Source organism: Limnothrix redekei LRLZ20PSL1, assembly GCF_043235035.1.
Classification (GTDB): domain Bacteria; phylum Cyanobacteriota; class Cyanobacteriia; order CACIAM-69d; family CACIAM-69d; genus CACIAM-69d.
Genome location: NZ_JAZAQF010000078.1, coordinates 139,021 through 153,424 on the forward strand (window position 1 = coordinate 139,021; position 14,404 = coordinate 153,424).

Sequence of the window (14,404 nt, forward strand, 5' to 3'; positions counted from 1 at the left end):
CCGTGGACTGACCCGGAACAATGAAGGATTCGGGATCTATCAGGGATCGACCTTGAACGCTGTTTGTCGTTGCAGGGTGCGGCGGAAAACACCATGAATGCCCAGTCATCCGAGAGGGTGCCTGAAGATTCAACAGCGCTGTTGAATGTTTCTGAATGTTTGGCCGGATGGCAAACCACAAACCAATCAGAGGACGCGTCAGATCCTGAAGCTTGGAGGCTTATGGAAAATCAAGCGAGTCCAGGGTTATTGCCGGTGACCCTGGAGTTGTATGAACGGGCGATGGCTTCGGCCAGTTGTGGCATTGCGATCGCCGATATGAGCCGGCCCGATCGCCCCCTGATCTATTGCAACGAAGCCTTCGAGGCCATGACAGGCTACCGCCGGGAAGAAGTGTTAGGGCGTAACTGTCGGTTTATGCAGGGGCCTGACACGGATCCGGTGGCGGTGGAGCAACTCAGCCAGGCCATTCGCCGGGGTGAGGCCTGCGAAGTGGTGTTGTTAAATTACCGCAAGGATGGTCGGCCCTTTTGGAATCGCCTCTCGATCGGCCCCGTGCATGATGCGGCGGGCCATTTGACCCACTACATCGGTGTGCAAACGGATGTGACCGAAGCGGTGGAAGCCCGCAAGCGCCAAAATCGACAATTGCAAGAGGAACAACTCCTGAGCGGTGTGACCCAGCGCATTCGCCAAGACCTAGACTTGACGGCAGTGTTGAGCACGGCGGTGAATGAGGTGCGCCAACTGCTGCAGACCGATCGGGTGGTGGTCTATCGCTTTAACCCCGACTGGAGCGGCATGGTGGTGGCCGAATCCGTGGGCGAGGGTTGGGATGCGTCGTTGGATGTGACGATCGAGGACACCTGTTTTCAGGTCAGCCGCGCCCAGGATTACCAACAGGGACGCATTAGCGCCATCAGCGACATTGAAACGGCTCCCCTGAGCGAGTGCCATCGTAATTTGCTGCGTCGGTTCCAAGTGCGGGCTAATTTGGTGTTGCCCATTTCTGACCATGGCCGGCTCTGGGGTCTGTTAATTGCTCACCATTGCCAAAATCTGCGCCAGTGGCATCCTAACGAAATTCATTTGTTGGAACGGTTGTCCCATCAATTGGCCGTGGCCGTGTTGCAGGCGGAATTGTATGAACAGGCCCAAGCGGAAATTCGACGGCGACAGGCAGCGGAGGACAAGCTCGCGGATAAGGCGGCTCAATTGGAGGCGGCGTTGCAGGCCCTGAAGTGGCAGCAGGCCCAGTTGGTGCAGGCGGAACGGTTGGCGGGGCTGGAACAGTTGGTGGCCGGGGTGGCCCACGAGGTGAACAATCCGGTGGCCTTCATTGCGGGCAATTTGGCCCACGCGGGGCACTATATCCAGGATTTGTTGGACTTGGTGAATGTCTACCAAGCGGAGTGGGCGCGATCGGGGATGGCTCCTTCGGCCGAGGTGGAAGCGTTGGTGGAAGAGGTGGATCCTGCTTATATTGCCGAGGATTGGCCACGAATGCTGCAATCGATGCGATCGGGCGTGGAGCGAATCCAAAAGATTGTTCGATCGCTGCGGGCTTTCTCGCGGTTGGATGAGGCAATTGTCAAGAGCATTAACCTCAACGAGAGTTTGGATAGCGCCTTGGTGTTGTTTCAAGGGCGGCTGAATGCCTTGCGCAGCGGTGATCAACTCCATTCGATTCAGCTCATTCATGAGTGGGGAGCACTGCCGGCCATCACGTGCTATCCGGGCCCGCTGAATCAGGCATTGGCGGCGCTGATTGAAAATGCGATCGATGCTTTGACGGTGGCGATCGAGTCGCCCCAATGGTTAGCTAAGGAGGAACGCCCCACCATTTGGCTGGCCACGGCCCTGGATCCGGCCAGCGGGCGAGCGGTAATTCAGATTCGAGACAATGCCCTCGGCATTCCGGAAGCGGTGCACGATCGCATTTTGGATCCTTTCTTTAGTACGAAGCCGATCGGGCAGGGGACGGGGTTAGGCCTGTCGATCGCCTACCAAACCATTGTGGAGCAGCATGGGGGCCGGCTTTGGTTTGAGTCGGAACCCAATCAGGGCACGACCTTTGTGGTGGAGTTGCCCCCTGCACCGCCTGCGCTGGAGGAGTCAGAATCGGCGGCGGATTTGCCCGATCGATTTCTGATTCGGGGTAATTTGGGTGATCGACCCATGCCGCCCATGCCGCCCAATGGTGGCGGGCGATCGATGCCGTCTCTGTTGCTGTTTAGCTAGGGGCTGGCTTCTGGGCTGACGGGTGCTTCAGCCCAGAAGCCAGACTTGAGGCTGACTTTTGAACCCGCTAAGCACCAGTGATCAGCGCGCAAATTTGGTCGGGATCCGTGGGTAAATCGGCCGTGAGCACCTCCGGCCCCGCTGCTGTGACCAACACGTCATCCTCAATCCGAATGCCGCGCACATCGGCAAATTGGGCCAACCGTTCCCAATCAACACAGTCGCCATAGCGATCGCGCCGAGCGGGGTCTTGCAGCAGGCCCGGCACTTGATAAAAACCGGGTTCGATCGTCACCACCATGCCCGCCTCCAGGGGGCGATCGAGCCGCAGGAAACACCAGCCAAACCGCTCACTGCGTTGGCGACCGGGTGCATAACCCGCGCGATCGCCCAGATCCTCCATGTCATGCACATCCAGCCCCAACAGGTGACCCACACCATGGGGAAAAAACAGCGTATGGGCATCCCGATCGACCAACTGCGCCGGTTGCCCCCGCAAAATGCCCAAGTCCACCAGGCCTTCCACCAACACCCAAGCCGCCTTGTGGTGGATGTCGCGGTATTCCACCCCTGGCCGCACCGCCGCCACCGCCGCATCATGGGCCGCCAACACCACCTCATAAATTGCCCGCTGCGTGGCGGAAAACTGCCCCGATACGGGCCAGGTGCGGGTAATGTCGGAAGCCCAGCCGCTGGACACCTCAGCCCCCGCATCCACCAACAACAAATCCCCCGGCGTGAGGGGGTGGTGGTAGCGCTCATTGTGGAGCACTTCGCCCCGGGTGGTGACAATGCTGTTGTAGGCGGGGCAAGCCTCCTGGGCGATCAAAGTGGCTTCGATGGTCGCCCGCACGGCCGCTTCCGTGGGGGCTTGGCGAGTGGCTGCGAGACCGGCCCGGTGGGCAGCCACCGCGATCGCCGCCGATCGCCGCAACTCTCCTAGGGCCATCGGATCCTGGGTCGATCGCGCCGCCACGATCGCATCCACCAGGGCCCCATCGGGGCCGTTCGCTTGCGCCGGTTGGGGGAGCGATCGCCCCAGTAATGTTTCTTGATGGGCCCGAGCTGCAGGCGACTGCACCGCAATGGTGGCTACCTCCGCCACCCGATCGCCCAAATAGCTCGCCAATTCCGCCAGGGGATAGGCATCCTCCACCCCCATTTGGGCCGCCAATTCCGTCCGCGAGGGTTCCGGCCCATGCCACAGCGCATCATCAACCGTGGGCTGATCCCAAAACAGAATGGAGCGCCCGTCCAGGATCAGCAGCACGGCCCGCTCAAGGGCCAGGCCCGCAAAATATAGAAAATGACTACTGGCCCGAAAAGGATAGCGATTGGCGGGAAAATTCCGCGCCGCCCCTTGCCCAGACCACAGGGCCACCGGAAACGACACTCGATCGCTTAACCGGCGACGGCGATCGCGCAACCCATCGACAAAACTGTAATCACTCATATTCTGATCTCTGTTTCTGATCTATATTTCTAATCTTTGCTCGCTGATTGGCATTGAATTTCAGGCCATGGGGTCTGGGTGATTAATTTCAGGCGATTGGTTCCAGGCGATTGGTTCCAGGTGATTAGTTCTAGGTGATTAATTTCAGGCGATCTATGGGCGATCTGTGATCGAAATTCCCAACCGTTTCGCAAGCTGCTCAAGACCCATGAATGGGCAAACTTATCAGAAACTGCGACCCCTGGCCCAACTCCGATCTCACCATTAAGCTACCGCCATGTTTTTCCACCACAATTTGGCGAGTGATCGCCAAGCCTAACCCTGTGCCCTTGCCAACGGCCTTGGTGGTGAAAGTGGGATCAAAAATCTTGGCTTGTAATTCCTCGTTCATGCCCTTGCCATTGTCTTGAATGGTCACTTGCACGTGATCATCCACCCGTCGAGTGCCAATTGTAATGGTTTGCGGATGGGCAGCTAACGCCTCAAATGATTGCCCCTGCGCTAGTTCATCAAACATGTCGATCGCGTTGGCCAAAAGATTCATAAACACTTGATTGAGCTGTCCCGGAAAGCAATCGATTGCCGGAATGTCCCCATAGTCTTGAATGACTTCAATGGCGGGGCGATGTTCATTGGCTTTCAGTCGATATTTCAGAATTAATAATGTGCTGTCGATTCCTTCATGCAAATTGGCTTGAATTTTATATTCAGTATCTGCCCGCGAAAAGGTGCGCAGACTATTGCTAATGCCCTTGATGCGATCGGTTGCCAATTGCATCGATTTCAACAAAGTTGGCAAATCTTCACTCAGAAAGGCTAAATCAATCTCTTCCGCATTTTCCGCAATGCTGGGTTCAGGGTTGGGATAATGTTGTTGATAGAGTTCTAAGTGACCAATGAGATCCTGAAAGGAATCTTGTAAATTTTGAATGCTGCCGCTTAAAAAACCGATCGGGTTGTTGATTTCATGGGCAACTCCCGCCACCAAGTTTCCCAAAGATGCCATTTTTTCGCTTTGAACAATTTGTAGTTGAGATTGTTCAAGCTGTTGAGCATAGGTGCGTGCTTGCTGGTAGAGCCGAGCATTTTCCAGTGAAATCGCTGCTTGGGCACAAAGGAAATTCAGAACCAAGAGCCGATCGCTCGTAAATACATTTTTTGCAGCTTGGTTACTAAGATACAAAATACCCACCAATTGCGATTGATTGAGGATCGGTAAGCACAATATGCTTTGGGGCATCGGGCGATCAAGAAAAGCGTCCCCGATCGGCAAATGGGTTTGACCTTCATTAATCACCACCGATTCTCTGGTGTTTTTCACCCATTGGATTAGGGGTAAAGGTAGGGAATTTTCATCCTGAAGAGGAATCGTACAAAGCTTCGTCATTTCGGTGGAAGTGATCGCCCGCACTAACCATTCACCATCATGATCAGGAACTATCAAAATGCATTGGTCACCACCGGAATATTGCAAAATAATTTGCGTTAATTGTTGCAATAATTCATCCAGTTGGATGGTGCTAGCGATACTTTGAGATGCTCGAATGATAGCTGCCAAATCGAGCATGATATTAAGATTATTACTGCTGGAGTTTTGAGTAGCAGTGGAGTTATAGGTTGCTGTCGCAATGGAAACAAATGTTTCCAGAGGGTTCAATTTCTCGGAAGTCGATTCGAGAATAGGAGCAAGCAATTTAGGATAACGCTGTTCGATTTCACTAACCTTCGCCTTTGCACCCCACCGGGCATAGCAGTAATAGGCTTCTTGCATATAGCTGGCGGCGAATTTTTCCTTGTCCCAATCTAAGTAGAACTTAGCAGCCAACTCATTAGCCAGGGCCTCTTCCTGTAAAAATCTCTGTGCCTTGGCTCCATCAATAGCGCGATCGTACCAAATGCCTGCTTCGTAAAATTTTTCCAATACGCGGCACTTTTCTGCTTCTAACAAATCTGCCTTATGTTGATGATTAATCGGCGATTGCCTAGCCCAAGTGGCTAAGGCAGTTTGCTGTTGTTCTCCGAGAGACAAAGCCCGCGATCGCCCTAAGCTAGACTGAGTAGTGGCAGCCCTAAAGTAGGTTAATCCTGCATAGAAATGGAAAACCGGGATATGGATATGTCCCGTAATGATATACATACAAGGAGAACCTACATTGATATAATCAATAGCTCGTTCATAATGATCAAAGAGGTAAGCCAAAATTAATTTATAAATATAAGCAATTGCTAAACCAGATAGCTCATTTTTTTGTACATATTGGGGAAACATCACAGTCTCATCATAACTCTGACCAATTAGTCGATCAGGGTAATCAGTGTTGATCATTAAGCTTTGAATTGCCTGTTGTTGCATACAGAGATAACTTACGGGATTCTCTCGCTTCATTTGACTTAAGATGATGCAATATTGCTCCATCTCAGGTTCAATGTCGGTTAAGCAACAGCCAGAAAAAAGCTGATTACAAAAATAATTATTGATGCTATAGACTGCGTAAAGTAAATTGCCGGTTTCCATTCCCAACAAATAACCTTCCTTGAGCATAGGAATGGTCGATCGCAAAGAGTTATGGCGATGCTGAATAAAAATACTAAATAGAAAGAGGGTCATGGCTCGATATTCAGGAGCACTGAAGCGATCGAGTAACTCTAAGGATACCTTGCCAAACTGATATCCCTTTTCAAACTCGTTGTAAGAATTAGTCAGAACCAGGCCATAGCCACCATACCCAATCATGGAGACAGAGCTGTTGCCAAATTCCAAAGATAAGCTCACCATCCGCGCACAAACTAATGGAAAGAGTTCTATCTTCACCATGTAGATCGGTGCAAAAAGCGCCGCCATCAACTTCATGGCTGCTATGATCCGAGGATTAGTCATGGGAGAAAGATGCCCTAGATCTTCAATGACATAATCTTTAAGTTGCTGAGCTAACGCTTCAAGCACTTGATGACTCATGGTTGAGTCGGCTTGGGTAGGCAAAGCCACACCCAGTTCCGAAAGTGCATTGGCTCCGATCGCGATCGCCTCTGACATTTGGTTGCGAGTGGCGAGAGCGTTAATTTGAATTTTGTAGATTTCTACCTTGTCCAATGGAGTCTGAGCTGCCGTTAAAACCTGTTGATAATGATTGTCCATTTCGGCAATGTCGCCCATAAGGTATGCCACCTCGGCCGCTAAGATGTGCAGCTCTAAACTCAGGTGGTATTGTTTTTGCCAACGATCATTGGATAGGAGGAATAACCCCGTGTTAACAAAGTTGCTGGCGGCCGCATAGGCTGTTGCCATTTTGGCTTTTTGGGCAGCTTCCAAGTTACTTTGAGCCAAGGAAACCCGCTCTGCATCGGTGGTGAGTAAGTCTTGACCCAAATTTAGGTGATTAATAATATCAAATCGTCTATTTTCCAACTCTGAACCAGAGAGTTGAGTCTGCAAAAGTTGACCAATCGTCAGATGGGTTGTCGGTTTCTGGGCCGGATCAATCAGGGAATAGGCGGCCTGTTGGACGCGATCGTGTAAAAAACGATAGGTTGGATTAACCTGCGGTTCCTGCACCTCCCGATCGGCTGGGGTTAGTACCTCCGGCTGGAAAAATTTATAGACCTGACTGTTGGGTAAAACCAATCCCTCTTGCAATGATTTCCAAAGAGCATTAGCTGTTTCTGCGGCAGATTGTTGACCAATGATCGAGAGGGTTACTAAGTCAAATTGGTTGCCCAAACAAGCCGCTAGCTTCAAGACCGATCGAGTGGACTCAGGCAGCTTTTGAAGCCGCGCCGCCATAAACTCCACCACATCATCAGTCGTGGTTAGGGTATAGATACTGGAAATATCACATTCCCAATAGCAGGCTTCTCGGTTGAATGTAATCCAGCCTTCCTCGTGAAGTGATTTCAGAAACTGTGTTGTGAAAAAAGGATTGCCCTGGGTTTTCCGATTAATTGATTCGGTTAGGGGCAAGGCTCGATCGGGCGGGCAACGCAACGTATCAGCCACTAAACTATTGATGTGCTCTAGACTCAGTGGATGTAGCGTAATGGTATTAATGACCGCTCTTTCCTTTGCTAATTCCTCTAAGGTGACCATCAGGGGGTGAATGGGCGAAACCTCGTTATCACGATAGGCTCCCAACATGAGTAAGTGGGCACTGTCCCCCATCAAAACCTTCAAAAGTTGCAAAGAAGCTAAATCTGCCCACTGTAAGTCATCTAAAAAGATGACAAGGGGATGAGCGGGTCTTGTGAAAACTTGAATAAACTTCTGAAACAGAAAATTAAATCGGTTTTGGGCGGCTGTTCCGGACAATTCAGGAACGGCTGGCTGAGGCCCAATGATGGTCTCCAGCTCGGGAATGACTTCAATCAGAACTTGCCCACTTCCTCCCAATGCTTGCAAAATTGTGGCTCGCCATTGGTTTAATTGACTATCTGGCTCAGAAAGCAAATAGCTCATTAAATCGCGAAAAGCTTGCACAAAAGCCGAGAGGGGAACATTGCGATTGAATTGGTCAAATTTTCCCTTAATGAAATAGCCTTTTTGGCGAGTGATGGGCTTGTGAATTTCATGAATGACGGCGGTTTTGCCAATTCCAGAAAATCCCGCCACTAGCATCAGTTCTGTGCTTCCTTGGGCAACACGTTCAAAGGCTGCTAATAAACAAGCAACTTCCCGATCGCGTCCGTAGAGTTTGTCAGAAATCAGAAATCGATCACTTAAATCTCGAGTTCCCAACTCAAAAGGCTGAATTTGTTGAGTGGCCTCCCACTGTGTCCAACATTCCTCCAGGTCGTGCTTTAACCCCTTCGCGGTTTGATAGCGATGTTCTGCATTTTTTGCCATTAATTTAGAGACAATGGCTGCCACCATGGAAGGAATCGCGGGATTCACCTGGTCAAGCGCTGTGGGTGTTTTGGCAATGTGGCAGTGAATGAGTTTGAGGGGATCAGTTGCTTCAAAGGGGAGCCGACCACTCAGTAATTGATAAAAAGTGACTCCAAGGGCGTAAAAGTCTGTGCGATAGTCAATGCCACGATTCATGCGGCCGGTTTGCTCAGGGGCCAAATAGGCAATGGTCCCCTCAAGAATATTAGGGTTCTGGATTTCTTGAGTTTCTTTGGGCAGCACGGAAGCAATACTAAAATCAATAATCTTGATTGCTTTGGTGCTGGGCTGAATCAAAATATTGGCGGGTTTAATATCTCGATGGATAACACGACTTTGGTGTAAGTCATGGAGAATTTCGGATACCTGTAAGGCAATAGACAAAAAATCAGTTAATGAAATTGAGTATTGTTTTCGATAATTTTCTAGAGAAATGGCGCTGAAATCTTCCATCACCAAAGCATAACTATTGCCATAGACTTCTAAACTGTAGGGATGCACAATCCCCGTAATATTCAAAGACTTGGCAATGCTATATTGATTGCGAAATTGTGTCAGCTCGTTAAAGCTGGGATACTCATGGCAAAGAATTTTGATGACGACCGATCGCCCTGTATCTACCTGAATTGCGCGATAGACGGCCGTGCGAGATCCTGAGTAAAGCTGCTCAGTAATTTCGTAACCATCAAGGCTGGGCCACAAAGTGGGCGAGGTTTGTTGCAGTGGGCTAGTCATGGGCCACGGTCATGCAGTTGAGGGGTGGATTCAGCGCCTTAGTCACGACCCAAGCCTTGAGCGAGGCTGATTGGGTCATGGTCTTGAGTGGAGTTTGAAGAGCTTTGGGGCTTAACTTGACGACTGCTTGAGATCATGTTGGCTTAGCCCTGATCATAGCAATTGCAACGATAGGTTGCTAGATTAGTAGGCAGAAAATTGAATCAAAACTAGAAAAAAACAAGCTGAGCTGTGTTAGGAGAAGACTTTGAAGTGAGTTATCGAATGTTTTATAACTAAATAGTTATTTTAAGAATTATGGAGCAATTTGCTTTAAAATTGGCTCAAAAATGCAATTAAAAATTTATTGAGAAATTAATTTCAAAAGATTCAGACAGTAGCCATGATAAAAATCTATTATAAAAAATAACATTTTTAGATAACTTTATTTCACGAGGAGATTTGAAAGGTGATTTCAATGCTCACAAGCAATCAATTAATTGCGCAAACGGGATAGCTCTTTGACTGGTGCCATTGAGCTAGTTCCTTTGGTTCGTTGATTGATGAGATGAATTAGACATGGGCTTTGCTGCTTCAAATATTCTCTGAATTAACCTTGAGAATCAAATGCATAAACTGATGAGTATGGAATCAATTGTCGAAATTCTGAAGGCAGACTATCAGAAATTTCCCAAGGATCAAACATTTGAAATTTATGATCGGGAAGTTTATTTCAAAGATCCAACAAGTGAATTTCGAGGAATCGATCGCTATCGAAAAACAATCGCCTTTATTGATCAATGGTTCCAGGATCCTTGCCTTACGCTGCATGAAATTGCAGTGATGACCGATCGCACGATCCGCACGGACTGGACTCTGACCTGGACCACACCACTCCCCTGGAAACCGCGAATTGCGATCACAGGCTGGAGCGAGCTAGGCCTGAATTCTCAGGGCTTAATCAACTCTCACATTGATTATTGGCAATGTTCCCTCTGGGATGTGCTGAAACAGCATGTTTCTCGCGCAAGCGGTTAACCCCGTGGCCTAGTCGAACAGCTTCGGTTGTTCGGTTAGGGCCGGAATCCCCACGCCTTTAGGCTGGGGAGGATGTCAAAGATTGCACAGCCTACCTGAGACAGACTTCAAAAAGCTTTACAAAAAACGCCATAATGGAGGCGCACTGGGCGATCGTCTCCTCCGAAACAAAGGCAATTCCATCATGCGCGTAATTTTGATGACCGGCAAAGGCGGAGTCGGTAAAACTTCCGTTGCCGCAGCCACCGGCCTGCGCTGCGCCGAGTTGGGCTACAAAACCCTTGTCCTCAGTACCGATCCAGCCCATTCCTTAGCCGACAGCCTGGATTTAGAGTTGGGTCACGACCCGATTGCGGTGCGACCGAATCTGTGGGCGGCGGAGTTGGATGCCCTGGCGGAATTGGAAGGAAATTGGGGCGCGGTGAAGCGCTACATCACGCAAGTCCTACAAGCGCGTGGTCTGGAAGGTGTTCAGGCGGAAGAATTGGCGATTTTGCCGGGAATGGACGAAATTTTCGCCCTCGTGCGCATGAAACGGCACTACGACGAGGGTGAATATGAAGTTTTGATCATTGACTCAGCCCCCACGGGTACGGCCTTGCGGCTTTTGAGCCTGCCGGAAGTGGGCGGTTGGTACATGCGCCGCTTTTACAAACCACTGCAAAACATGTCTGTTGCCCTGCGGCCACTGGTGGAACCGCTCTTCCGCCCGATCGCTGGTTTTTCATTGCCGGATAAGGAAGTGATGGACGCGCCCTACGAGTTCTATGAACAAATTGAGGCGTTGGAAAAGGTCTTGACCGACAGTTCCCAAACTTCGGTGCGGCTGGTGACCAATCCAGAGAAAATGGTGATCAAAGAATCGCTGCGGGCCCATGCTTACCTGAGTTTGTATAACGTGGCAACCGATATGGTGGTGGCCAATCGGGTGATTCCGGCGGAGGTGAGCGATCCCTTTTTCGATCGCTGGAAAGCCGATCAACAGAAATATAAGGATGAAATTCACGAGAATTTTCGCCCCTTGCCGGTGAAAGAAGTGCCGCTTTTTTCTGAAGAATTGTGCGGATTGGCAGCGCTCGATCGCCTGAAGGAAACCCTTTACCCCAACAACGAAGATCCTGCTCAGGTTTATTACAAAGAAACGACCTTGCGCGTGGTGCAGGTGGACAACACCTACAGTCTGGAAATGTACTTGCCGGGAATTCCTAAGAGCCAGATTGAATTGAGCAAAACTGGTGATGAACTGAACGTTCGAATTGGTAACCATCGCCGTAATTTGGTGCTGCCCCAAGCCCTGGCAGCCCTGCAACCAACGGGCGCTAAAATGGAAGAAGATTACCTGAAGATTCGCTTTTCAGAACCCGCCAAGATCTAGCGTTGATTATCTGGTTTCTGTCACCTCAAATCCTGAAGGCTTAAAAGTCACGAACCTAGAAAATAATTTCCCTAGAAGATCGTGATCTTCGCAGATCGTGATTGTGCAAAAGTGCGGGGGCAAGGGGCTTAAGCCCCTTGTCTTTTGGGGAACTAGGTTAAGATAATTTGGGCTAAATAGGTGCTGAGTTAAGATCAAATCGGCTTGTTCGGTATGGGTGACAGCAGGATCAGAGTTGGCCAGAACTGGATAGGCAATAATTTGGTTTTATAAAACTTCCTTGGTTCACAAGAATCATGAAAAAAACAATATTTTCGGTGGCGCTCTTTGGTAGCGCTTTTTTACTATTTTGGGTGCAATTTATTGTTGCAAAAAGCTTGCTGCCCCTGTTAGGGGGAACGCCGGCTGTTTGGAATGTTTGCCAGGCTTTCTTTCAAATGATGTTGCTGGCCGGCTACGGCTATGCGGCTTGGTTGAGCGATCGCCCGTCGTTGCGCTCTCAGTTTTGGATCCATGGAGCTGTGGCGATCGGGGGCGGTTTGGTGCTTTGGAGGCAGTTCAACCAAGTATTTAGTCAATCAATCATTACTATCGATCGCCCCTTAATTACTCTGCTCCAAATTTTGTTTTTAGGGGTGGCTTTGCCATTTTTTGCCCTCTCAGCAACAGCTCCCTTATTGCAACGGTGGGTATCGCAAACTCGCTTGGATTTGGGCAAGAATCCCTATGTCCTTTATGCTGCGAGTAATGCGGGTAGCTTGTTAGGCGTTTTGGGATATCCAGGGGCCATTGAACCGCTTTTTTCCCTGATGGAACAGCGACAATTTTGGCAACTTGGCTATGGGGTTGAGCTGCTTCTAATTGGAGCCTGTGTGCTAATTACTTGGCGCGATCGCTGTTGGAGTACTTCGAGTGATGCAAATGATTTAGAACAGTTTTTGCAATCAAAACAACAATCAGGATCAGAAAATCTTGAAAACTTAGGAGATTTTAAAAAATTAGAAAAACTCGAAAACCTAGAAGAGTTAACAACATTACAAGAACAATTAACTACCCTCAGCAATACACCAGCCAGTTCAAAAAATGGCGCAGTGGTCAATCGCTTGACGTTTGCTTCTGAGTCGGACAGTTCGCCAAACAAACCCTTGGAACCCACTTGGCGCGATCGACTCCAATGGGCCCTATTTTCCTTCTTGCCGGCCAGCTTATCGCTGGGTGTCACCACCTATGTCACCACGGATTTAGCGGCGGTTCCCCTCTTTTGGGCAATTCCCCTCAGCCTCTATCTACTAACCTATATTGTCGCTTTCTCCAATTGGCGATGGAGCGCGATCGCTTATCCACTGGCGATCTCCAGCTTGCCATTGTTGGTGACTCCGTTGGTGTTTTGGTCGCGCTTGGATGGGGCCCAAAACTTGTGGGTCATGTTGCCGTTTCACTGGCTGGGATTTGCGATCGCGGCCTTTGTTTGCCATCAAACTCTGGCGCTAATTAAGCCATCCGTAACCTACCTGACGCAGTTTTATTTCTGGATTGCTCTGGGGGGAGCTTTGGGCGGATCGTTTAACGCGATCGCTGCGCCCTCCCTGTTTTCCACAACCCAGGAATATCCCCTGATTCTGATTTTGACGCTGCTGTCGGTGATCAACTCCCACCGCTTGCCCAAGTGGAGTTGGATCGCGATCGGGCTGGGGTTTGGTGCGCTGCTAGCAGGAATTAATTTCAATCATCTGGCAGACTATTGGGCCGCCTATTGCGTTGCTTTTGGCTTGCTGGCCTTGATTGGCTGGGCGCTGCAATTGCGCAAAACCAAGATCATTTCGGCAGGACTGGCCATTATTTTAATGATGCAATTTTCCGTGGGCTTACGGGGCGAGGTGCTGTTAATTGATCGCAGCTTTTTTGGAGTGAATCGGGTGGTGCGCGATCGCTCAAAACAAGTCATGTCCTTGCTTCATGGCTCCACACTCCACGGCCAACAAAGCTTGCTGCCCCAACGGCGCGATCGACCGCTCACCTACTTCACAGAAACGGGCCCGATCGGGGAATTTTTTGCGGGGTTTAATCAATCTCGGCGCGATCGGGTGGCGGTTTTGGGCCTGGGCATTGGTACGTTGGCCAGCTATGCCCAACCGGATCAGCAATGGACATTTTATGAAATTGATCCCACGGTGAAGTTAATTGCTCAAAATCCCGCCTATTTCAGTTTCTTGGAGCTGTCAAAGGGCAAGGTGACAGTGGAAATTGGGGATGGCCGTTTAAAAATGCAAACGGTGGGCGATCGCTCCCTCGATTTGGTAATTATGGATGCCTTTAGCTCCGACTCCATTCCCGTGCATTTAATTACCCGTGAAGCCATTGCCAGCTATCTCAACAAACTGACCGATCGGGGCTTGATTTTGGTTAACATTACGAACCGCTATCTTGACCTGTTGCCTGTCTTGGGAGCCATTAGCCAAGATTTGCGCTTAACGGCAATTCATCGCTGGGATTTGCGGGTTTTGGAAGCGGAAAAAGCAATCGGTAAAACCCCTTCCCATTGGGTGGCGATCGCCCGATCACCCCAGGATCTGAATTGGTTAATCGATCGCCCCCAAACCCAATGGCAACCGGTTCCGCCCCAACCCCCTAGCCAACTTTGGACCGACGATCGCTCCAGTTTGCTATCGGTGATTCGATCGCGCTAAATCCGTTCCCAAGTGGT

Annotated in this window: 6 protein-coding genes; 4 read left to right on the forward strand and 2 right to left on the reverse strand. The window is 50.0% G+C overall.

All coding sequences use genetic code 11. The annotated features are described in order from the left end of the window. Nucleotides 1-222 precede the first annotated feature (222 nt). Entirely contained in the window at nt 223-2,241 is a 2,019-nt protein-coding gene (locus VPK24_RS13340) for a GAF domain-containing protein (protein WP_393014044.1), read from the forward strand. Nucleotides 2,242-2,308: 67 nt separating this feature from the next. On the opposite strand, the gene VPK24_RS13345 is transcribed toward VPK24_RS13340, so the two are convergent. Together VPK24_RS13345 and VPK24_RS13350 are read right to left on the reverse strand one after the other, a co-directional pair. Then, on the reverse strand, nt 2,309-3,694 hold the full coding sequence (locus tag VPK24_RS13345) for an aminopeptidase P family protein (protein ID WP_393014046.1): 1,386 nt from the start codon (nt 3,692-3,694) through the stop codon (nt 2,309-2,311). 199 nt (nt 3,695-3,893) lie between these two features. Continuing rightward, nucleotides 3,894-9,308, reverse strand: coding sequence for a trifunctional serine/threonine-protein kinase/ATP-binding protein/sensor histidine kinase (locus VPK24_RS13350; protein ID WP_393014048.1), 5,415 nt, complete (start codon nt 9,306-9,308; stop codon nt 3,894-3,896). 618 nt (nt 9,309-9,926) lie between these two features. Here VPK24_RS13350 and VPK24_RS13355 point away from each other — a divergent pair. From VPK24_RS13355 to VPK24_RS13365, 3 genes are all read left to right on the forward strand, one after another. Further along, complete coding sequence (locus VPK24_RS13355; protein ID WP_393014049.1) at nt 9,927-10,325, forward strand: DUF2358 domain-containing protein; 399 nt, start codon at nt 9,927-9,929, stop codon at nt 10,323-10,325. 184 nt (nt 10,326-10,509) lie between these two features. Further along, a complete protein-coding gene (locus tag VPK24_RS13360; RefSeq protein WP_393014050.1) occupies nt 10,510-11,700 on the forward strand; it encodes a TRC40/GET3/ArsA family transport-energizing ATPase in 1,191 nt (396 codons plus the stop codon). Between the two features lie 296 nt (nt 11,701-11,996). Further along, the gene (locus VPK24_RS13365) at nt 11,997-14,387 is read left to right on the forward strand and encodes a fused MFS/spermidine synthase (RefSeq protein WP_393014051.1); all 2,391 of its coding nucleotides are present in this window, start codon (nt 11,997-11,999) and stop codon (nt 14,385-14,387) included. Nucleotides 14,388-14,404 lie beyond the last annotated feature (17 nt).

Bases quoted from the DNA above. Each gene is read 5' to 3' on its own strand.
- VPK24_RS13340 (WP_393014044.1), top strand. From the start codon at position 223: ATGGAAAATCAAGCGAGTCCAGGGTTATTGCCGGTGACCCTGGAGTTG.
- VPK24_RS13345 (WP_393014046.1), bottom strand. From the start codon at position 3,694: ATGAGTGATTACAGTTTTGTCGATGGGTTGCGCGATCGCCGTCGCCGG.
- VPK24_RS13350 (WP_393014048.1), bottom strand. From the start codon at position 9,308: ATGACTAGCCCACTGCAACAAACCTCGCCCACTTTGTGGCCCAGCCTT.
- VPK24_RS13355 (WP_393014049.1), top strand. From the start codon at position 9,927: ATGAGTATGGAATCAATTGTCGAAATTCTGAAGGCAGACTATCAGAAA.
- VPK24_RS13360 (WP_393014050.1), top strand. From the start codon at position 10,510: ATGCGCGTAATTTTGATGACCGGCAAAGGCGGAGTCGGTAAAACTTCC.
- VPK24_RS13365 (WP_393014051.1), top strand. From the start codon at position 11,997: ATGAAAAAAACAATATTTTCGGTGGCGCTCTTTGGTAGCGCTTTTTTA.